Here is a 21,166-nt window from a genome sequence, read left to right on the forward strand (position 1 = left end):
CGGCGTCGAATCAAACCGGAAACACGCTGATCAATGATCATGCGACGCCCCCGACTTCTCTATATCCGCCTTCACCAGATAACTCTGCTCCACCACCACCGCATCACCCGCCGCCAAACCCGACACCACCTCCACCTGCTGCGCATCGCGCGCGCCCAGTTTCACCGGCCGCACCTCGTAGACATCGCCCACCCGCACGAACACCACCTCCCAGTCGCGGAACTGCTGCAATGCCCCCACCGGCACCACCATCGCCGCTGGCTGCTGCGCCACCGTCACCCGCGCCTTCACTGCAGAGCCCGGCCGCCATAAGCCATCGCTGTTGCGCAGCACTGCGCGCGCCACCGTGCTCTGACTCGCCGTGGCCGTACCCGGCAACACGCGTTCCAACGTGGTCTGCGCCACCACGCCATCGCTGATGCGCGTCACCGTCACCGGTGCGCCGGCGGTGATGTGCCCCGCATCGGCACCGAAGATGTGCAGATCCACCCACAAGGTCGACAGGTCGGCGATCTCGAACAACACCTGGCCTTCGCCCGCATTGCTGCCCAGGCTGGCGTTGCGGGCTAACACGGTGCCGCTGATCGGCGCGCTGACGGAGTAGGTGGTCAGACTCAAATTGCTCTCCACCGTGGCCAGCACCTGCCCAGCGCGCACCTGGTCGCCGACATTGACGCGCAAGCTGCGCACCGGCCCGGGAAAGCGCGCGGTGGCCTGCGCCTGCGCACCTTCTGCCGGCGTCAGCAGACCTTGCACTTCATGCTGGTCGGCAATGCTGCCGGCGCCCACCGGCGCAACACGAATGCCGGCGTCCTGCGCGATCTTCCCCGCGATGGTGGTGCGGCCTTCGTAGCTGGGATAGGCCCAGCGATGCGACTTGCCCTGCACGGTGGCGCGCACCTCCACATCGAACGAATGCGGCTCGCCGACCGTGCTGTCGGCCAACAGGCTGCCATCGTCGCGCGCGCGCAATCGATGCACTTCGTTGATGCCGCCGAGCCGGGTCAAGCGCACCTCCACATTGCCGGCGCTGGGCGGCAACGGTTTGCCGTCGCGATACAGCCAGGCTCGATACGTCGGCGGCGTGCCGTCTTCGGCAATCGCCAGCTCCACGCTGTCGCCGTCCTGTTCGAGCAGGCGCCCGCCGTGTGCGCCTTTTTCGGCTTCTTCGCCATGAGCGTCGGCTTCACCCTCGGCACCGGGCGTTGCGTGGTCATGGGCTTCTTCGCTGTTGCCGCTGTTGCCACCGCAGCCGCTCAGCAGCAGCGCCAGCACAAGCGGCGCAATCAAAAAACGTTTCATCGAAATTGGTCCTGGTTGGCGCCGGCGCAGTGCGTCGGGCGAACGAACGAAGATGATCTGCGCTGGATCCGCGGTAGGCGCGGTAGGCGCGGTAGGCGCGAGCATCGCTTGGCGACTGCTGGATGCCGATGCGGTTGCGAATGCGGCTGCGGCTACGAATGCCGATACCGATACCGATACCGGCGCAGCAGATCCAGGCCGAGGCATGCAGGCCGTGGGAAAACGCGCAGCGTAAGTAGCGCTCATGGCCCCACCTGTGCAGCGCTGTCGAGCACAAACGGTTGCCCGGTCAGGCGCTGAATCTCGATCAACGCGGTCTGCGCTTCCAGTGCCGCGGCCAGTTGCTGCTGGCGTGCATCGCTGCGCTGCGCCTGCAGTTGCGCCCAGTCCAGATAACTGGTGGCACCGGCGCGATACGCGCGCTCGGCAGCGGCATCGGCACGCGCAAGCGCGGGCAGCACGTCGCTGCGCATCCGCGTCACTTCCAGCTGTGCGGCGCGGTAGCGGCCATGCGCATCGGCCAGCGTGGTGTATAGCACCAAGGCCTGCGATTGCCGCTCGATGTCCAGCAGCGACAGCTCCGCCTCGGCGGCGCGGATCTCCGGTTGCGCGCGCGCGGCGCTGCCCAGGGCCAGCGAGACGCTGCCGAGCAGCGCAGTGGCGTCGTTGCCCTCGAGCCGGCGCACGCCCACCTGCCAGTCCAGGTCCGGGCGCGCCTGGCTGCGTGCCAGCCGCACCCGCGCCTCGCGCACCCGCTGCTCGCCGTTCAAGCGCGCCAGTTCGGGCGTGGCATCGAGCAGCTGTGCCAACACCTCGAACTCGGGAATGGCCGGCAACTGCAGCGGATCGCCGGTGACATCGCCGAAGTCCGGCGTGCGCTGCCCCCACAACACCGCCAGCTGGCGACGTGCCGCCAGCAGCTCCTGCTGCGCGCGGTCGCGCTCCAGCTCCGCGCGCGCCTGCAAGGCCTGCGCGGTCAACACGACCGATTCGGGCGACGCCCCGGCCTGCAGCCGTTGGCGCGCGGCACTGACGGTGCGCTGGCGCTGGGCCAGCGTTTCCAGCGCGACCGCATGCCGTTGCGCGGCCATGCCGATGGCCAGATAGCGCCGGGCCACTTCGGCCAGCACGTCCAGCCGCGCCAGCGCCCGCTGCGGCGCCAGCGCATCGATGCGTGCCTGGGCCAGGGTGCGGCGCGCGTCGAGCTTGCCGCCGCGTTCCAGCACGCCGGCCAGGGTGACAGTGAGTTCGGCCTGGTCCAGCGCACGGGTCGGGCCGGTGCCGAACACGTTTTCCAGTTCGGCGCCGATACGCAACGGCGGGCGCAATGCGTCGCGCTCGGCTTCGGCGGTGAGGACCGCGCGCTGACCATCGGCCAGGCGCAGATCGGGGTGCTGCCGGGCGACGCGCGCAATGGCGTCGTCCAGGGTCAGCAGGGGTTTGGGCGGTACGTCCTGCGCCATGGCGCACGGCACGACCGCAAAGACGGCAAGTGCCGTCAGTCGCAACCACATGAGGGTGTCTCCGGAATCGGGATCGATGGACAGGCCGGCAGCTGCCGGCGATGCATCAGGCCGCGATCGGAGGACGCAATCCGGTCTCGCTCAGTTGCGAGCGGTAGTGCGCGAAGACGGCCACAGGCTGGGCCTGCGTATGCGTGGACAGCGGCAGCCAGGCCAGCGCCGGCAACACCGCCGGATTCTGGCCGTGGCAGTAGCCGCTGTGCATCAAGGCGTGCATCAGGCCGGCACCATCGCGCTCGCCGGCATCGCCTTCGTCGGCACCGTCATGGCCGTGCGGCGCGGTGTCTTCCAGATGTATCTGGTCGTGCGCCAGCGCATGCACATCGCCCAGCGCGCAGGCCACCGGTGCGACCAACACGCCCATGACCAGCACTGCCAACGCCATCAGGCGCAGCAACGGGTGCAACAGGCGGGCGTGGCGAAGCAACATGGGCGCAGCGTATCGGGGCCGGGGCAGTTACACAATCGCATGCACGGCTTAATAGGAAGCTCAGGTCAAAAGCTTAGTGAGTCGAGGGCGCGGTGCCCTCGCCGCTTGCGGGACACGCCGTGAATCCATCCCTGGAGGCTCGGTGGCGGCATCCATGCCGCCACACGGTCCCGCAAGCGGCGAGGACACCGCACCAGAGAGTTAGTCGGCGGCTTTTTTAAAGCCATGCACACAGACCAACTCGACTGGTCCTTGCCCGCCCACCGTCGCGGGACCTTACGCGGCATGGATGCCGCGTAAGAGCTTACAGGGACGTACTTGCAGCGTGTCCCGCGATGGTGGCCGGACAAGGGCCCTGCAGCCAAACCACAGACCAGCCGCTCTACAGTGGTCCTGTCAGCCACTCCCCCAGGGCATCACAGCGCCGCGTTGCGGGTCGACTTGACGTCGGCCGGGCGCGCCTTGCTGTCGGCGATAAACGCCCGCACCTGCTGCTCCAGCACCGGCAAGGTCACCGAGCCCTGCTTCAGCACCGCGTCGTGGAAGGCCTTGATGTCGAAACGCTCACCCAACTCCTTTTCGGCCTCGGTACGCAGCTTGACGATGCTGATCTCGCCCAGCTTGTAGCTCAGCGCCTGGCCGGGCCAGGAGATGTAGCGGTCTACCTCGGTGGTGACCTCGTGCTCGCTCAGCGCGGTGCGGTCGCGCAGGTAGGCCAGCGCCTGCTCGCGGCTCCAGCCGTCGTGGTGCACGCCGGTGTCGATCACCAGCCGGCAGGCGCGCCACATCTCATAGGTGAGCCGGCCGAATTCTTCGTACGGGGTCTCGTAGATGCCCATCTCCTGGCCGAGCTTTTCGGTGTACAGCGCCCAACCTTCGCCATAGGCGGAGATGTAGTTTTCGCGGCGGAACGCCGGTTGATCGCCCTGCTCCAGCGCCAGCGAGCCCTGTAGCGAATGCCCGGGCGAGGACTCGTGCAGGGTCAGCGCCGGCAGGTTGTACAACGGCCGCGATGGCAGGTTGTAGGTATTGACCCAGTACGTGGTGGCACCACCGCGCCCGGCAGTCCAGAACGGCGCGATATCGTCCGGCACCGGCTTGATGGTGAAGCGCCCGCGCGGCAGCGTGCCGATGAACTTGCCGACCTGCCCGTCCACGCGCTTGGAGATCCACGCGGCGCGATCGAGCAGCTCCTGCGGGGTCTTGGCGTAGAACTGCGGATCGGTACGTAGGAAGGCCAGGAACTGCGCGAAGCTGCCCTTGAAGCCGACCTGCTTGATGATCGCGTCCATCTGCGCCTGGATGCGCGCCACCTCGTCCAGGCCAATCTGGTGGATCTGCTCCGGGGTCAGCTCCAGCGTGGTGTATTCGCGAATCTGCTGGCGGTAGAACGCCTTGCCGTCGGGCAGCGCTTCGGCCGCCAGCGTGGTGCGCGCCTTGGGCATGTAGTCGTTGCGGAAGAAGCGCAGCAGCTTGGCGTAGGCCGGCAGCACCGCGGTGCTCAGCGCGGTCTTGGCCTGTTCGCGCAATTGCGCCTGTTCGGCGGCCGGGATCTGCGCCGGCAGCTGCTTGAACGGTGCGTAGAAGCTCGATTCAGTGGGGTCCTTGACCTCGGCGACGGTGGCGATGGAGACATCGCGGCCATCGAGCACCGCGCGCGGCACGCTGAAACCGCGTGCCAGGCCGGCGCGCATGTTGGCGGTCTGCTGGTCGAAGTAGCGCGGCACATCGTTGAGGCGCGCGATATAGGCGCGGTACTCGGCAGCAGTTTTCATCGGCCGCTGCGCCATGAAGCCCAGGTTGGACCAGAACGAGCTGTCCGAATTGAACGGCATCTCGTACAGGCGCAGGCGCACCTCGGCGGCGAGGTTTTCCAGCTGCGGACGGTAGATGGCGTAGTTGACCTGGTTGGTGGGCGACAGTTGTTTCGGGTCGACGCCTTCGAGCTGCTTGAGCACGCCGTCCCACACCGCCAGGCGCGCCTGCTGCGCCGCCGGGCCGACATCGGGCAAATGCGTGTTGTCGCCGGTGGTGTCGCTGTCTTCGTCGGCCTGGCCGGTCTCGGCCTGGCGCCATGCCCACTCTTTTTCGTAGATGGCGCGGAAGCGCGCGTCGGCGGGGCGCTCGGCCGTCAGCGTGGCAGGCGATGCCACCGGTGCCGGTGCGGCGGCCTGCGCCGAGGTGGCGGCGAAGCTTGCGCCCAGCAGGGCGAGCGAGAGTGCGGCGGCGAGAGGAGATGTCACGTGCGGGCGGCCTGCGTTCGGATCGAACGCTCGATCATGGCAGCCCGGGCGGCGGCTGCCATGGGCCGGAAGTCCCAGCGTGAGACTGACTACTGGTCCAGTTCGGTTTGCCGCAACCGCAGGTTTGAACGTTTGCAGTCGGGCGCTTGCGATAGCTCAGACAATGCGAGGACAACCAGCTGCCGACCTACCGCCCAACGACGGGTGTAAATCAACCCTGACATACGCTGCCCAAGCTGCCACGCGCCGACCCAACGGACCGAAGGCGCCTGTGTGTCGGCGCGCGGTTGATGCACCCGTTTCGCTACGCCTTACGCACCACCACCAGATGCCGCTCGCCATCCAGGCCGGGCACCTGCAGCGGATGCACCTCGGCTACGCTCCAGCCGGCGGGCAGTGCGGCGATCTCTTCGTGCGGATGGACGCCCTTCATCGCCAGCAGGCTGCCGCCCGGGCGCAGCAGGTGGCCGCCGACGGCGATGATGCCGGCCAGCGTATCCAGCGCCCGCGCGGTGAGGTGGTCGTAGGCGGCCGGCTCGTCCAGCGCCTCGGCGCGCGACTCGGCCACGCGCGCATTGCCCAGCGCCAGGTGACGCAGCGCCTCGCGCATGAAGCGCGCCTTCTTGCCGTTGCTTTCCACCAGCGTCACCTGCAGCTGCGGGCGGGTGATCGCCAGCGGGATGCCGGGCAGGCCGGGGCCTGTGCCCAGATCGGCCAGCGTGCCGCTGGCGATGTAGGGGTGCATGGCCAGCGAATCGAGCAGATGGCGGGTGACCATCTCACGCGGGTCGCGTACGGCGGTGAGGTTGTAGGTCTTGTTCCAACGCACCAGCAGCGTCAGATAGCGCAGCAACGGCGCGGCAAACGCCGCATCCAGGGATTGGGCCTGCAGGCCATTGGCCAGCGCGGCGGCTACATCGGGTGGAAGTGCGGCATCGTTCATGGCGCGATTATCGCAGCTGGGTGCCGTGCAGGCGCGTGGGTGCCGCGCTTGGTGGCGATGCGCGGCACGTGGGCGCGCAGGCAGGAAGCCGTCGTACTTGAACTTGCCCGGCACGGAACGTCGAGGCTTGGCGATACCGCAACACCTGCAACCACCACGACAGCCGCCGCTGCACCGGCTCATGCGCATCGCTGTGGGCGAAATCATCCGCCGAGGTGGCACGCCCAGTATCCGCCATCCGCAGTCGATGACGCGCGTAAGCCTGCGCCAGCAGCGACAGCACTGCCGCTGCCATTGAACGGACATCCGCCCGTCGCACTATGGTCGCGTCCGCTAGCTTGCGTTTGTGCCCATGTCTTTGATCGAACCGTCTTCCGTATTGCCCCTGCCCGGCCCTGACAACTCAACAGCCTCGGTGGATCACGGCCGCCGCCGCATTCTGCTCGCCGGTACTGGCCTGGCAGCGGCCGGACTGCTCAGCCCGTTCGCACGCGCAAACGGTAGCCCGGACCCGTTCACCCTGGGCGTGGCCGCTGGCGACCCGCTGGCCGACGGCTTTGTCATCTGGACCCGGCTGGCACCACGCCCGCTGGACCCCGATGGACGCGGCGGACTGACCGCGCCGGTGCAGGTACGCTGGCAGGTGGCCAGCGACCCGGGCATGCGCAGCATCGTGCGCCAGGGCGAGACCGTCGCCAGCCCGGCCTGGGGCCATGCGGTGCATGTGGAGGTCGCCGGCCTGGCCGCCGATCGCCCGTACTGGTACTGCTTCCAGGCGCTGGGCGCGCGTAGCCCTATCGGCAGCGCACGCACCTTGCCGGCGCCGCATCAGTTGCCGGATGCGGCGCGGCTGGGCTTTGTGTCCTGCTCGCACTGGGAGCTGGGCTATTTCAGCGCCTACCGCCATCTGGCCGCCGAACAGCCGGACCTGGTGTTCTTCCTCGGCGATTACATCTACGAATACAGCAACCACGGCGAGGCGGCGAAGAAGATCGTGCGCCCGCACGGCAGCGGCGAGTGCCTGGATCTGGCCGGCTACCGCAACCGCTATGCGCTGTACCGCACCGATCCCGACCTGCAGGCGCTGCACGCCAGCAGCGCCTGCGTGGCGACCTGGGACGACCACGAAGTGCAGAACGACTATGCCAATCGCTGGTCGCAGGATCCGGCGATTCCGGTCGACACCTTCCTGGCCCGACGCGCGGCCGCCTACCGCGCCTTTTACGAGCACTTCCCGCTGCGCGCGCGCAATCGCCCACATGGCGCCGACATGCGCATCTTCCGATCGCTGGACTACGGCCAGCTGGCACGCTTCTACGTGCTCGATGGCCGCCAGTACCGCAGCGAACAAGCCTGCCCGCAGGCCAACGGCTGGCGCGGCGGCCATGTGGTGGACGACAGTTGCCGCGAACGCACCGACCCACGCCGCAGCATGCTCGGCTGGGAACAGGAGCGCTGGCTGCATGGCGCCTTCGCACAATCGCCCGCGCGCTGGAACGTGATCGCGCAGGATCTGCTGGTGGCACCGATGAACCAGCACGGCCGCGACGGCGTGCTCGGGCAGTGGACCGACGGCTGGGACGGCTACCCGGCCACGCGCACCCGCATGCTCGAGGCGATCGCCACCACCCGGCTACGCAACCCGGTGTTCTGGGGCGGCGACATCCACTCGTACTGGGTCACCGATCTGAAGGCCGATCCGGCCGACCCCGACTCGCCGACGCTGGCCACCGAATTCGTCGGCACCTCGATCACCTCCGACGGCCAGAGCAATGCCGAGCTGCACGCCACCATGGCGCTCAATCCGCATGTGCACTACGCCGAAGGCGAGACGCGCGGCTATGTCTCGGTGACGCTGATGCCGGGGCGGATGGAAACGCGCCTGCAAGGCATCTCCGACCGCCGCGACCGCCAGGCCACGGTCTCGACGTTGAAACGCTTCGTGGTCGAAGACGGCAAAGCGGGGGCGGTTGAGGCGTAAGTCCATGCGGTGTGCTGCAGCGGTAGTGACAACTTCATGCGTCACCCATCCGCCACAGCGCACTTGCGCCGACCTTCCACGACAGTCGCAGCAGGCGTGAAGCGCTATTCCGCGACGTCGCCAGGCAAACCCTCACTCGGGTGCTGCGCAATACAGTGACTGCATCCATCACCACGCGACCTACTGCGCCATGCAGCGCAATGGACACGTCCCGGTAAGACGGCGGCGCTATATCTGGACGCCGCTGCCAGATAGTCGAGGATGCCATGACCGCCTCCAATCCCGCCCGCCGCCGCGTGTTGCAAGGTTTAAGTGCAGGCCTGCTATTGCCCGCAACCGCCGGCTGGTCCACGCGCACTTTGGCCGCGCCCTCCGGGCGGCCGATGATCACCGACGGGGTGCAGAGCGGCGATGTGCTGGAGGGCCGCGCGATGCTGTGGAGCCGCGCGGACCGCCCGGCGCGGCTGCGGGTGGAATGGGATACGCGCCCCAGCCTGCGGCAGGCGCGTCGGGTGGATGGGCCGGTGGCGTTGCCGGCGCACGATTTCACTGCGCGGGTGGACCTGGGTGCATTGCCGCGCGATCAGGACATCTTCTACCGGGTGCGCTTTGAAGACGCCGACAGCGGTGTGTTGAGCGCGCCGGTGCACGGCCATCTGCGCAGTGCGCCGTATTCGCGTGGCGATGTGCGCTTTGTGTGGAGCGGCGACACCGTGGGCCAGGGTTTCGGCATCAATCCGGACATCGGCGGCATGCGCATCTACAGCGCGATGCGCGAACGCAATCCGGACTTTTTCCTGCATAGCGGCGACACCATCTATGCCGACGGCCCGATCCCGGCCGAACTGATCGTCGAAGAAGGCAAGCGCTGGCGCAATCTCACCACCACGGCCAAGAGCAAGGTAGCCGAGACGCTGGACGAATTTCGTGGCAATTACCGTTACAACCTGCTCGATGAAAACGTCCGTCGCTTCAATGCCGAGGTCGCGCAGATCTGGCAGTGGGACGATCACGAAACCACCAACAACTGGTCGCCTGGCAAGCAGCTGGACGAGCGCTATCAGGTGCGCGATATCGGTGTACTGGCCGGCCGTGCACGCCAGGCATTTCTGGAATATGCACCGATGCGCGGCGTGCGCGCCGATGGCGACGGGCGCATCTATCGCAAGATCGGTTATGGCCCGCTGCTGGATGTGTTCGTGCTGGACATGCGCAGCTACCGCGGCGCCAACAGCGACAACCTGCAGCCGCAGCCCGGCGCGGACGCTGCATTTCTCGGCACGCAACAACTGGCGTGGCTGCAGCGCGAACTGGCCGGCTCACGCGCGCAATGGAAGGTGATTGCCGCCGACATGCCGATCGGCCTGCAGGTGCCCGATGGACAGGACGCCGCAGGGCGCGCGCGTTGGGAGGCGATCGCCAATGGCGACCCGGGCGTGCCGCGCGGTCGCGAACAGGAGATCGCCGCGCTGCTGCGTTTCATCAGCGCAGCGCGCATTCGCAACACGGTGTGGCTGACCGCCGATGTGCACTACTGCGCGGCGCATTACTACCATCCCGATAAAGCGGCGTTTCAGCAGTTCGAACCGTTCTGGGAATTCGTCGCCGGCCCGCTCAATGCCGGCAGTTTCGGCCCGAATGCGCTGGATGCCACCTTCGGCCCGACGGTGATCTTTCAAAAAGCACCACCTGCGCCGAACATGTCGCCGCTGGCCGGATTTCAGTTCTTTGGCGAAGTGGAGATCGACGCACACACCGGCGTGCTGACGGTGACGCTGCGCGATCTGGACGGCGTGGCGCAGTTCCGCCAACCGATCTTGCCGCATGGGCATGGTGCAACGTAGGCAAACGCATTGCCCGCGCTTGCCAGCCGGGCGCGCTGGTGTGGCATGCGAGGTCGCAGAAACGCTGCAGCATCTCTCAGGTTGTGCCGATGCCTGCTGCTGGCGACACAGCCGCCAGGTCGATCGCCGTTTTCAGTCGGCCGCCAACGGATAGAACGCCAGCGCCGCGCGGCAGTCCGGTGCAGCCCACCATTCGTGCAGTTGCCAGTGCGCGGCCTGACCGAGTTCGGGGTCGCACCACTGCAATTGCAATGCACCATCCGGCGCCAGTGCGTACGCAAGCCGATGCAGACCGAACGACAGGCCATGCCCGTAGGCCTTGAGTAAAGCTTCCTTGGCGCACCACAGGCGAAAAAACAGCGCGTGTTGCGCGTCCGGCTCCTGCGCAGTCAACAGTGCGATTTCGTCGGGATGGAAGAAGCGTTGCGCGATGTCCATCAGGCGTGGGCGTGCGCGAATGCGCTCCAGATCCACGCCCAGCCGCACGCCTTCGCCCAGGCCGACCAGCAGGTACTCGCCGCTATGGCTCCAGCCGGTATCCCGGTTGGGCAAGGCCGGTTGCAACGATGGACGCCCGCGTGCATCGCGGTGCAAAGGCACGTTTTCAGGGGCGATGCCCAGTGCCAGGCCCAGCAACTGCCGCGCCTGCGGCTCGCCGCGTTCGCCGTGCCGATGCGGGCGCAGCCACAGCTGCACCGGGCCATGCTGCCAGCTCGCGTGCGCTGTCACGCTGCGTCCACCAAACCGAACACTCGGCAGCGCGATGTATCGCGCTCGACAGGTACTTCACGCCCGGCTGCGTTGAATGGCGGCCATGCACCACTTCCGGTGCACGCGTACAAGAAGATCGGCAACATGGGCATCATCATCTGGTTGATCGTCGGCGGCATCGTGGGTTGGCTGGCCAGCATCATCATGCGTCGCGACGCACAGCAGGGCATCATCCTCAACATTGTGGTCGGCATCGTCGGTGCGTTGATCGCAGGTTTCCTGTTCGGTGGCGGCATCAATCAAGCCATCACGTTGTGGACCTTCGTCTGGTCGCTGCTGGGTGCTGTGATCCTGCTGGCGATCGTCAACCTGTTTACCCGTGGCCGTGTGCGTTGATTGAAGCGCAGTGTGATTGAAACGACAACGCCCGGGCTTGCCCGGGCGTTGTCGTTTCAGCCGCCAGTGACATCAACCGCTTGCCGGCACGCGATCGGACGGATGGTGAACCCCATCTTCCACCGGCACGGCGATGTTCAACGCATAGGGATTGACGCCTTCCAGGCAACCGACGTTGTAGCCGTATTCGTTGGGATTGGAACGCCGCCGATGGTGCGTATAGATGCCGCACACACTGCAGAAATAATGCGCAGCCGCGTGCGTGTTGAACTGATACAGCCGCAGCACGTCTTCGCCTTGCAGCACATGCAACCCATCGAGCGTGACCGAGGCGACGATGGCGCCGCGGCGGCGGCACATCGAGTAATCGCAGCGGCGTGGATCGAGCAGGCCATGCGGTAGATCCAGATCGATCTGCACCGCGCCGCAATGGCAACTCAATCGATGCACCGGCCCGAGCATGACCTCGCCCACCTTGTAGGTGCTGCGCCGTAGCGTGCGCTCGCTCATGCGTCGAGGTCTGCCAGCCGCACCCACGCGGGTGCGTGATCGCTGGGCCGCTCCCAGGTGCGCGGTTCGCGGTCGATACCCGATTCCACCGCGCGTGCGCGTAACGCATCCGACACCAGGGTCAGATCGATGCGCAGGCCAAGATTGCGACGGAAGCCGGCCTGGCGGTAATCCCACCAGCTGAACTGCTCGGCATCGTCGTGATGCAGACGGAACGCATCGTGCAGGCCCAGCGCGAGCAGTTTTTCCAGCGCCGCACGCTCGGCGGTGGAGGTGAGGATGTGGTGCTCGTTCCACACCGACGGGTCGTGCACGTCGCGCGCATCCGGGGCGATGTTGAAATCGCCCAGCACCATCAGCTGCGGGTACTTTTGCAATTCCTGCGCCAGCCACTCGTGCACTGCGGCGAGCCAGCGCAGCTTGTAGGCGTACTTGTCGGTGTCCACGTCCTGGCCGTTGACCACATACAGATTGACGATGCGCACGCCATCGACGGTGGCGGCGATCACGCGCTGCTGCACGTCGTCGAAGCCGGGGATGCCCATCTGCACATCCAGCGCCGGCGAGCGCGACAGGATCGCCACCCCGTTGTAGGTCTTCTGCCCGCAGAACACGCTGCGATAACCCGCAGCAGCGAGGGCCGCATCCGGAAACTTGTGGTCTTCCAGCTTGGTTTCCTGGATGCCGACCACGTCGGGCGCAAACGTGCCCAACCACTGTTGCAGATGCGGCAGGCGCACGTTGAGCGAGTTGACGTTCCAGGAGGCAATCTTCATGGCGCGGACCGTGGTTCAAACCACCAATGGTACCGCGCCGCTCGCTTGTCGCTTAAGGCTGCGGGGCGATGCGCACCCCGAGCTGGTTGGCAACCGGGCGTTCGCGCCCCGGGATGCCGGTGTGGATGGGGCGGTTGAGCGTACGCACGCGCCCGTCCACGCGCGCAGCCAGGGTGCTGGAGCCGCCGCCGTCCAGATTGATGGCGGAGCTGGCGCCGAGCTGCTGCAACACCGCGGTGAGCGCATCCAGGGTCATGCCGGCGCTGTAGCCGGGCTGGCGGCCGTCGGCGACCACCATCCACAGCGTCTTGCGCGCGCGGTCCAGGCCCAGTGCGCTGCGTGGTTCGGGGCCGTCGTAGTACTCGGCGCGGCTGGCCTCGCGTGGCTGGCGCTTGCCGTCGAGCAGCAGCAGCGGGCCGGCGCCGACACCCATGCGGGTGCCGGAGGGGCAACTGCCGCGCACGATGCGCACCGCATTGCGCGCGCTCACGCACAGCGCTGCGTTGACGCGTGTATCGGTGGTGGTGGCGGCCGAATCGAGATGGCCTTCATTGATCGACAGACCTTCAGCAGTGACGCCCTGCCCCGTGGCCGGCACGAATGCCTTGTCGAACAGATGCCCGCCATCGAACGGCAGGAAGTAATCGGCGTTGATCGCCAACGTCAGCTCACCATCGCGCACGAACGCGGTAGTGGGATTGGCGAGAAATTCGCCACCGCCGCTGGGCTCGCCGCGCGTGCCTACCAGTTGCAACCCGGGCGTAGAGAGATCGATCTCGGCGATATGCAGCATCACCGGTTGCGGTGCGCTCACTGCTTGCCGCCAGTAGCGCACACCCGGCGCCAGCGTGATCGGCACGCCGGGTGCGAGCACCGGCTGCACCAGCGGTTCGATACTGATGCGATCGCGGGCGTGGGCATGGTCCAACGCAGCCAGCACCGCGTCGATACGTGCCGGTGGCGTGCGCAGCAGCAGCCGTTGTGTGGGCGCGACTTGCAACACCTGCACCAGACCGGCGCAGCGTGCGCCGCTGCATGCCTTGCCATCGATGCCGACACGTGCCGGGCCATCGGCATCGTCGGGCACCTGCAGGGCGATGCGATTGCGCTCGGCCGGTTTGCAGCGGCTCACCGCTGCGAGCACATCGTCCGGCCATTGTCCCCAGCAATCGCCGCTGACGATGGTCTCCATGGCCACAAACTGCGCGTCTGCCGGCGGCGTTGCACCATTGTCGGCAATGGCGCTGCCGGCCAAGGTTGCCAATAGTGCAATCAACAGCGCCGATGCGCCGCGTCGATCAGAATGCATAGTCCACTCCCAGGTAATACGCACGGCCGTTGTCGAGCTGCTCGCGCATCAGTTGTTGGTCGGCGCCGATCACCCGCGTCAGCCGCGCATTGCTGAGATTGCGGCCCTGCACGGTCAGGCGCAGTTGCTTGCTGAAACTCCAGGCCAGCTGCGCGTCGTAGCTGGTGATCGCAGCGTAATAGCGGTCGTTGACGCGGTTGTCGGTGGCTGCAGACAGCAGCTGTTGACCGGTGTAGTTGGCACTGACACGCGCGCGCTGAACAGGCCGATGTCGTACAGCAGCGAGGCGTTGGCGCTGCGCTTGGGCGATTCCATCAGGCCGGGCAAGGCGCGGCGGCTGCCGTCGGCCATCTGCACATCGGCGGTGCGCGGGTCGAGCAGGGTTGCGTTGAACATCGCGCCCAGGTTCGACCACGCACCGGGCAGGAAGTCGAAGCGCGTATCGATGGCAGTGAATTCGATGCCCTGCACCTGCGCATCGCCGGTATTGATCGCCTGGGTGGTGGTGACCTGATAGGTACCAAGCAACCCGCCGGGATCGCGCTGGGTGTCGGTGCTGGTCAGGCGCACGATTTCATCGCCGATGCGCTTGTGGAACAGCGCCACCGACAGCTGCGCATCGCGGTCCGGATACCATTCCAGCGACAGATCCAGATTGTCCGCACGGCGTGGACGCAGCAGCGGGTTGGCGATGCTGCGATTGATGGTGAAGCCGGTGCCATCTACCACCGGACTGCTGTTCTGGCCGATGTCGGCGTAGGTGGGCAACCCAATGGTGCGGCTGCCGGCCATGCGCAGTTTCAACGCCGGCGTAATGTCCCAGGCGAGGTTCGCCGACGGCCGCAGGAAACGACGATCGCTGTCGGCCGATTGCTGCACGTAGTTTGTGCTGCTGCTCAGCGGTTGCGGCACCGCGCTGAGCACCTCGCGCTGCAGGTATTCGTTGCGCAGGCCGAACGTCGCCAGCGTGCGCTCGCCATGCCAGGTGCCCATGACATAGGCGGCGCCATTGCGCTCCTCGATGCCAAAATCGCTGATCGCGCTGTTGCGTGCATTGGTGTTGGCCAGCACGTAGGCGCCTGGCGATGCGGCGGCGAAGGCGGCGACCTTGGCCGGGTCGATCAGCAACAGGCAGCTGAAATCGGCATACGGGCAGATGCGTGCATCGTCGGTGCCAATCGTTGCCAGAGTCACGCGGCCGGATGGATTGCGGCGTACTTCATCCAGGTTGTAGCGCTGTTGCAGATCGCGGTACTGCAGGCCGGTACGAACGCCCCAACCGCGCGCGTCGGCATCGGCGTTCTGGCTGTAGTCCACTTTGAACGTTGTGGTGTCGGTGCTGCTGTTTTCCACGCGGGTCAAAAAATACTGCTGCGTGTAGTTGGCTGCATTGTCGTAATAGCCCGGGTCGTTCAAGACGATACTCGGGCGTGCATCGTCGCCGAGCGCATACCCAAAGCCCAAGCGCGAGGAAGCGGCCGCACTGAACACATCCTCGCGGGTGTCTTGCTGATACTTGCCGGTGGCGCGATTGAGCAGTACATCCACATGGCCTTCCGGGTTGAGCCGAAAGCTGCCGCCGAGCTGCGCGTAACGCAATGTGCGGGTCTGATCGAAACGGTTGGCATCCACCTGTGCGCTGCCTTGCGCGTAGCGGCCAGTGTTGGTGTCGCTGATCGTGGCGTTGCCGACACGATTGATCCATTGCGAACGCCGTTGCTCGTCGTTGCGGTGCTCGAACGCGCCGGCGCTGAAGGCCAGTTTCACGTCTTCGCCGTCGTCGTATTCGAGCTTGCCGAACACGCTGCGGCGCTGGCGCACGTTGTCGTAACTGAGCGGACGGAAACGATCCGGCGCGATCGCCAGCCCGTCCGGGTCCAGGCCGGGGGTGAGGTTTTGCCGCACACCGTTGGCGTAATAGCTGTAGCTATCGATGGCGGTATTCAACGAGGACGAATCGCGGCGAAAGTAATCGGCCGACAGCACCACGCCGAAGCGGTTGTCCGGCCCGAAGGTGTCGCTGAAACTACCCTGCACCTGCCCGGACGGCGTGCTGCCCTGCAGATGCCGGCGGTTTTCCCAATCGGCTACGTTGGCGCGCACTGTGGCGAAGCGGCCGTCGTGATCGAAGGCGCTGCGCGTGCGCAGCGCGGCGATGCCGCCGATGGCATTGCTGTCCATGTCCGCGTTGAAGGTCTTGTAGATGTCCACCTGCTGCGCCAGCGAGGCGGGAATCACATCCAGCGATTGCACGCGGCGGCTGGTTTCGGTGGAGGGCAGCGCCACGCCATCGATCAACACATTGTTGTAGTCGGGGTTGAAGCCGCGCAGGCTCATGAATTGCGCTTCGCCGCGGCCGTTGTTGACCACCATCGACACGCCCGGCACCCGCTGCAGCGCCTCGCCCAGGCCAAAATCCGGGATCGAACCGATATCGTCGGCGGCCACGCCGTCGGAGACCACCGCCGCCTCGCGCTTGGCGCCGATGGCCTGGCGGATCGACAGGTGCTGGCCGGAAACCTGCACCGCATCCAGCTGCACCGGGGCGGTGTCGCTGGCAGTGTCGCTAGCGGGCGCGGCAGGAACGGTCTCGGCGGCGTACGCACTCGGGCTGGCGCTCACGCACAGCGCCAACAGGCAAAAACGGGGACACAGACGGGTGCGGAAACGTGACACGGGATGACCGACGATGGCAGAGCTCGTCAATTTAATAACTTACTATGAATTAATTGTTTCAGCCGCAGCGGTTAAGCTAGCTTCCCCCGTGACACCGCTCGCCATGTCGTCCATTGCCACTTCTGCCGTGCCGCTGCACTCGCCGTCCTTCCCGGGCCTGAGCCTCAACGAGCGCGACATGCTGGAGCGCCTGCGCCTGGCCGGCGTGCTCACCCGCGCCGACCTCAGCCGCGGCACCGGGTTGACCGTGCAGACCGCGGTGCGCCTGATCGAAGGCCTGCAGGCGCGCGGCATGGTGCACATGGGCAGCGGCGTGGCCCGCGCCGGACGCGGCAAACCGGGCGTGGCGGTGTCGCTGAACCCGGCGCATGGCCACACGCTGGGCATCTCCATCGCCACCGATGCGCTGACCCTGGCGCTGGTGGACTTTGCCGGCCAGGTGCTGGCAGTGAGCGAGTTGGCCCTGGATGCCGGCAGTGCCGATGCGGTGCTGATGCAACTGCAGGCCGGCGATGCGGCCTTGCTGGCACGCCTGGACCACGCGCCTGGACCACGGCTGGGAATCGGGCTGGCGATGAGCGGATTTTTCACCGGTGAGAACGGGTGCATCAACCCGCCCGAACCGCTGCGCGCGCTCGGCGATTTCGCGCTGGCGCCCTGGCTGGCGCAGGCCTGCGCACAGCCGGTGTGGATGGACAACGACGGCAGTGTGGCCGCCGCTGGCGAGGCGATGCTGGGCGTGGGCCAGCGGCATCGCGATTTTGCCTATCTCTATCTCAGCTACGGCCTGGGCGGCGGCCTGGTCATCGACGGCCAGGTCATGCGCGGCGCGCGCGGCAATGCCGGTGAATTCGCCGGCATGTTGCCGGCGCAGAAACTCGAACGCGCCACCCTGGAATTGCTACGCGAACTGCTGGCCGACGACGGCGTGGAGTTTGCAGACGTGCGCAGCCTACTGGCCGCCTACGACCCGGCATGGCCGGCGATCGAGCGCTGGATCGCGCGCAGCGCGCCAGGCGTGTCGTTGATCGTCTCGGCGATCACTGCGGTGTGCGACCCGGAAGCCATCGTGTTTGGCGGCCGCCTACCCGCGGATCTGGCGCAGCGGCTGATCGCCGCGGTACAGATCGACAACCAGCCCCGCCGCGGCCAGGGCCGCCCGATGCCGCTGCTGCTGCCGGCCGAAGCACCGGCCGATGCCTGTGCGATCGGCGCGGCGACGCTGCCGTTGAAAGCGCGTTATTTCCGTTGAGGGGTGGCGGCGCTGCAGCTGCGCAGGCGCAGGCAGGCGCGCTGCCTGGCCGTCGCCCACGCATGCGATACGTAATTGCCCTGGGTGCGTTGCATCACCGTGCTGCCGCAGCGTGCGTGCAGCAATAACCGAACAATTCCACCGCCAGCGCACGTGCCTGTTGCTGCTGCTGTTGGGTCATCGACTCCAGCAGTTCGTCTTCTGCCAGCAACGGCGCGCCAGCCTCCAGCGCGCGGCCCGGCGGTTGCCGCGCCGCCAGCCGCCACGCAGCGGCATACACCGGGTCGGGCGCGTGCAACAGCGGCGATTCCACCACTTGCGCCAGCGTCTCGATGGCATCGCGGTGACCTGCCAGCGCCAGCGTTTCCAACTCCGCCACAATTGCGACCACCTCCTGTTCGTCGCTCGCCGACAGTTGCGCGGGCATGCCCGCCGGTGCGACAGACACCGCACGTGGCAGCACCTCGGTCGCGCGCTGCGCAAGCAGATAGCGTTGCGCGTCGGCATCGCCGCGCGCTGCGGCCGTGCGCAGCAGCGCCTCGATCTGCAGCTGCGTGCCGGCGAAGCAGCCACGAGCGTCCAACGGCGGCAGGCGCGCACTGCCATGCGCAATCTGCGCCGCCCGTTCCTCAGCCTGCTCGCGACAGGCCAGCTGCTGCATGGCGCTGTCGAACAGGCCCTGACCCACGCGCGCAGGAGGCCGCGCCGATGCAAGGCCGGCATGCAACGCAGGGCGCGCAGCGACGCTAGTCTGCAGGTGCGGCGCAGCAGGCGTACGCAGGCCCCACATTCGCACGGCGGACACCGCCGCTGCCACGCATACCGCGGCCACCACCGGCCAACGCCATCGGGGCCGATGGCATGGCTGCGCGCCGACGTTCAGCGCAGGCGCCGGCATCAACGCAGCGCCGCTTCCAGTGCGGCGCGATCGAACTGCAACGGATTGGCCTGCCGCAGACGTTCCAGCGCAGCAGTGGCGGCCTGGTCGCGCAACTGCACTTCGATCTGCCCGCGCGCGGTCTCCAGCGTGGCGGGGACGCGCGCGTCCACACGGATCAGGTGATATCCCTCCGGCCCACGCACGGGTGCCGATACCTCGCCCACGCCAAGCGCCTGTACCTGGGCAGCGAAGACATCGGCCACGTTGCGCAGGAAGATCGACGACAGTTCGCCGCCCCCTGCGGCCGTGCTGCCGTCGTCGGATTCGCGCTTGGCCACTTCCTCGAACGGCGTGCCGCTGTCCAGCTGACGCTTGAGCTGCTGTGCACGCGCCAATGCCTGCGCATCACTCAGCGGCGTACCGCGTCGGGCATCGCCTTGCGGCTGCAGCGCCACGAACACATGGCTCAAGCGGACTTCGTCATAGTCGTGCGTGTGCGCGTTGAATTGCGCCTGCACTAGCGCTGCACCGATGTGGGCATTCTCACGTGTACGCGCTTGCACCGCCTTGGCCAGGATGGCGTCGGTCGCCTGGCGTATGCGCGCAGCCACCACCGGATCGTCCTGCAAATGCGTGCGACGGGCCTGGCCCACCAACAACATGCGGTCGGCAAACTCACGGACGAAATCGGGGTCGGCCGCCGTGACGGGGTTGGATTCGCGCGGCAGATCGGCCAAGGCAAGCGCGCGATATTCCTGCCCGCTAAACGATTGCGTACCGATCTGTAGCACCGTGCCGGAAGTGCCACGTGCATCGGCATCGGCAGCCTGGGCTAGCGGCATACCCGCGATCAGGCTCACTGCGAGCACAGCACAAAGAGAATGGATGGAATACATTCAACGAAGCTCCAGTTGGGCATAAAACCGACGGCGACCGGAGCCATCGTCGGGACCACGTTCAAATACCGACGCTTGTCGGATGGCACGATGCGGCAGGGGCCGGAATAGTTTCGGTCCGCAATCCGCAATCCCGCATTCCGACCGGCCACGCGGGCCGGCTCAATCCAGGCGACGCGTTTAGTCGTGCTTGCCGCGAGCGCGCAGGTAAGCCATCGCGCCCTTCGGATCATCAGTGGTGATCAGGCCAAACGCCTGATCATGGACGATGTAGTCAAGTTCGCCGCGTCTATCGGCGGTGTCGCGGCCGTACTGCCAGGAGAAGTACAGATCCGACAGTGCGTAGCAGCACTCGCCACTGTTCTTGTAGAACTTGCCCGGATACGGACCGTCATGAATCGCCTGGAATACACCAACGCGCACGCCATGTTCGCTAACGTAGTCTTTGTCGACCTGCAGCAAGCCACCGAGTTGCTTGACGTTGATCTCCATTGTTTCCTTGGTGCCAATCCAGTTATCGATTGCAATACGCACGTTCATCTTGCCGAGCATATTGGTGGTGAACACCGGGATACCGACCATGGCGGCATCGGCGTTGAAGGACGCCCGGCTGGGATACAGCGTGGCATTGACCTTTGCAGCCACAGAATCTGTGCTGAGTCCAGTGCTTACAACCGCCCTGCTTACGGCCCGCACGGTCGCTGCATCCTTGATGTCGAACACCATCGGTGTCCGCAAGTTGTGCTGTTTGAAGTAAGTAAATAGCTCATCAACGCGCGGCACGTGATACCCGGTGGTCGTGCGGCGGTCGGGGGTCAGGAGGTAAAGCTGACTAACCTGCGACCAAGGGGTGACGGTGATGGACGGATTGACACCCTGGTTGTTGAGGGGGTTGTATTTGACGCCCGGATGCTGCGTCCAGACATTGGTCGTGCGGCCAAGATTGTAGTCATGCAACAGCACCGGGACGCCGTCGCTGGTGAGCTTGACGTCCAACTCGACGCCGTCCATACATTGGTCGTTCGCGACCTGTAACGAGCCACGCGAGTTTTCCGGAAGATCGTTGATGCCGGCGGATTTGCCCCACAAACCTCGGTGAGCTAGCACGGTGGTGTTGGGACCGTTGAAAACAATGCGGCGCCATTTGGTGTCTAACGTGTCGCTACAGGAAGCCAGAGCAACCTGGGGCACAACCGCGAGCAATGCCAGTGCGCCAAGAGCGTGACAGACGCGAACGAGCGGGGTGGTAACACGGTGAGTGGTCATGGATCTCTATCCAGGTTATGAGTGCGGAGGACGATGAGAGGACGAGTTCCAACCGGTCGACACGGCTGTGGGTTCGCCTGTAGCGCACTCGCTAGACGGACCTTTGCCGGAGAGGGAGGCCAAGCCGCACGTGATCAGCATTCGGCTTACAGACTAATTTAGTTACTCTCGATGACTTAATTTCTTCGTCTGTGTTGCGGTTTTTGACGACCACGTAGCGGTAGCGCG

At 66.2% G+C, this 21,166-nt stretch carries 18 protein-coding genes; 4 read left to right on the top strand and 14 right to left on the bottom strand.

The window, feature by feature from the left end; genetic code table 11:
- Positions 1-30 precede the first annotated feature (30 nt).
- The 5 genes from XcyCFBP4188_RS10280 to rsmG all read right to left on the bottom strand — a co-directional run bounded on the left by XcyCFBP4188_RS10280 (position 31) and on the right by rsmG (position 6,441).
- Entirely contained in the window at positions 31-1,302 is a 1,272-nt protein-coding gene (locus tag XcyCFBP4188_RS10280) for a permuted SH3 domain-containing protein (protein ID WP_006449809.1), read from the bottom strand.
- Positions 1,303-1,544: 242 nt separating this feature from the next.
- Positions 1,545-2,816, bottom strand: coding sequence for a TolC family protein (locus XcyCFBP4188_RS10285; RefSeq protein ID WP_046932444.1), 1,272 nt, complete (start codon positions 2,814-2,816; stop codon positions 1,545-1,547).
- Positions 2,817-2,871: 55 nt separating this feature from the next.
- Positions 2,872-3,255 (bottom strand): hypothetical protein, encoded by a 384-nt coding sequence (locus tag XcyCFBP4188_RS10290; protein ID WP_104592059.1) that lies wholly within the window; start codon positions 3,253-3,255, stop codon positions 2,872-2,874.
- A gap of 416 nt (positions 3,256-3,671) precedes the next feature.
- Positions 3,672-5,498 (bottom strand): DUF885 domain-containing protein, encoded by a 1,827-nt coding sequence (locus XcyCFBP4188_RS10300; protein ID WP_104592060.1) that lies wholly within the window; start codon positions 5,496-5,498, stop codon positions 3,672-3,674.
- 304 nt (positions 5,499-5,802) lie between these two features.
- A complete protein-coding gene (gene rsmG / locus XcyCFBP4188_RS10305; protein ID WP_006451653.1) occupies positions 5,803-6,441 on the bottom strand; it encodes a 16S rRNA (guanine(527)-N(7))-methyltransferase RsmG in 639 nt (212 codons plus the stop codon).
- 352 nt (positions 6,442-6,793) lie between these two features.
- On the opposite strand from rsmG, the gene XcyCFBP4188_RS10310 reads away from it, so the two are divergent.
- Together XcyCFBP4188_RS10310 and XcyCFBP4188_RS10315 are read left to right on the top strand one after the other, a co-directional pair.
- Positions 6,794-8,422 carry an alkaline phosphatase D family protein gene (locus XcyCFBP4188_RS10310; RefSeq protein WP_104592061.1) on the top strand — a complete coding sequence of 543 codons (1,629 nt, stop codon included), beginning with the start codon at positions 6,794-6,796 and terminating at the stop codon, positions 8,420-8,422.
- Between the two features lie 266 nt (positions 8,423-8,688).
- Positions 8,689-10,266: an alkaline phosphatase D family protein gene (locus tag XcyCFBP4188_RS10315; protein WP_043909740.1), complete on the top strand. Its 1,578-nt coding sequence runs from the start codon at positions 8,689-8,691 to the stop codon at positions 10,264-10,266.
- Between the two features lie 132 nt (positions 10,267-10,398).
- Here XcyCFBP4188_RS10315 and XcyCFBP4188_RS10320 read toward each other — a convergent pair whose 3' ends face one another.
- Positions 10,399-10,995, bottom strand: coding sequence for a 4'-phosphopantetheinyl transferase family protein (locus XcyCFBP4188_RS10320; protein ID WP_043909748.1), 597 nt, complete (start codon positions 10,993-10,995; stop codon positions 10,399-10,401).
- Positions 10,996-11,121: 126 nt separating this feature from the next.
- Between XcyCFBP4188_RS10320 and XcyCFBP4188_RS10325 the strand changes: the two genes are divergently transcribed.
- Entirely contained in the window at positions 11,122-11,373 is a 252-nt protein-coding gene (locus XcyCFBP4188_RS10325) for a GlsB/YeaQ/YmgE family stress response membrane protein (RefSeq protein ID WP_043889923.1), read from the top strand.
- Between the two features lie 72 nt (positions 11,374-11,445).
- On the opposite strand, the gene XcyCFBP4188_RS10330 is transcribed toward XcyCFBP4188_RS10325, so the two are convergent.
- The 5 genes from XcyCFBP4188_RS10330 to XcyCFBP4188_RS10345 are packed head-to-tail and all read right to left on the bottom strand — an operon-like array spanning position 11,446 to position 16,590.
- Positions 11,446-11,883: a GFA family protein gene (locus tag XcyCFBP4188_RS10330; protein WP_043909751.1), complete on the bottom strand. Its 438-nt coding sequence runs from the start codon at positions 11,881-11,883 to the stop codon at positions 11,446-11,448.
- Entirely contained in the window at positions 11,880-12,659 is a 780-nt protein-coding gene (gene xth, locus XcyCFBP4188_RS10335) for an exodeoxyribonuclease III (RefSeq protein ID WP_006451659.1), read from the bottom strand. Before xth ends, XcyCFBP4188_RS10330 begins: the two co-directional genes overlap by 4 nt.
- 52 nt (positions 12,660-12,711) lie before the next feature.
- Positions 12,712-13,968: a phosphodiester glycosidase family protein gene (locus XcyCFBP4188_RS10340; protein WP_104592062.1), complete on the bottom strand. Its 1,257-nt coding sequence runs from the start codon at positions 13,966-13,968 to the stop codon at positions 12,712-12,714.
- Positions 13,958-14,080, bottom strand: a complete 123-nt coding sequence (locus XcyCFBP4188_RS23565) for a hypothetical protein (protein WP_006451661.1) — start codon at positions 14,078-14,080, stop codon at positions 13,958-13,960. The genes XcyCFBP4188_RS10340 and XcyCFBP4188_RS23565 overlap by 11 nt, the downstream gene beginning before the upstream one ends.
- Positions 14,081-14,082: 2 nt before the next feature.
- Positions 14,083-16,590: a TonB-dependent receptor gene (locus XcyCFBP4188_RS10345; RefSeq protein WP_248283109.1), complete on the bottom strand. Its 2,508-nt coding sequence runs from the start codon at positions 16,588-16,590 to the stop codon at positions 14,083-14,085.
- A gap of 157 nt (positions 16,591-16,747) precedes the next feature.
- Here XcyCFBP4188_RS10345 and XcyCFBP4188_RS10350 point away from each other — a divergent pair, with 157 nt between their 5' ends.
- Complete coding sequence (locus XcyCFBP4188_RS10350; RefSeq protein WP_006451663.1) at positions 16,748-17,896, top strand: ROK family transcriptional regulator; 1,149 nt, start codon at positions 16,748-16,750, stop codon at positions 17,894-17,896.
- A gap of 94 nt (positions 17,897-17,990) precedes the next feature.
- Here the strand turns inward: XcyCFBP4188_RS10350 and XcyCFBP4188_RS10355 are convergent, their stop codons facing one another.
- From XcyCFBP4188_RS10355 to XcyCFBP4188_RS10365, 3 genes are all read right to left on the bottom strand, one after another.
- Positions 17,991-18,686 (bottom strand): hypothetical protein, encoded by a 696-nt coding sequence (locus XcyCFBP4188_RS10355; RefSeq protein WP_228996216.1) that lies wholly within the window; start codon positions 18,684-18,686, stop codon positions 17,991-17,993.
- Between the two features lie 107 nt (positions 18,687-18,793).
- The gene (locus XcyCFBP4188_RS10360) at positions 18,794-19,672 is read right to left on the bottom strand and encodes a peptidylprolyl isomerase (RefSeq protein WP_104592064.1); all 879 of its coding nucleotides are present in this window, start codon (positions 19,670-19,672) and stop codon (positions 18,794-18,796) included.
- A 180-nt stretch (positions 19,673-19,852) separates the two neighbouring features.
- Positions 19,853-20,848, bottom strand: coding sequence for a glycerophosphodiester phosphodiesterase family protein (locus tag XcyCFBP4188_RS10365; protein WP_104592079.1), 996 nt, complete (start codon positions 20,846-20,848; stop codon positions 19,853-19,855).
- Positions 20,849-21,166 lie beyond the last annotated feature (318 nt).

Source organism: Xanthomonas hortorum pv. cynarae, assembly GCF_002939985.1.
Lineage (GTDB): Bacteria > Pseudomonadota > Gammaproteobacteria > Xanthomonadales > Xanthomonadaceae > Xanthomonas > Xanthomonas hortorum_D.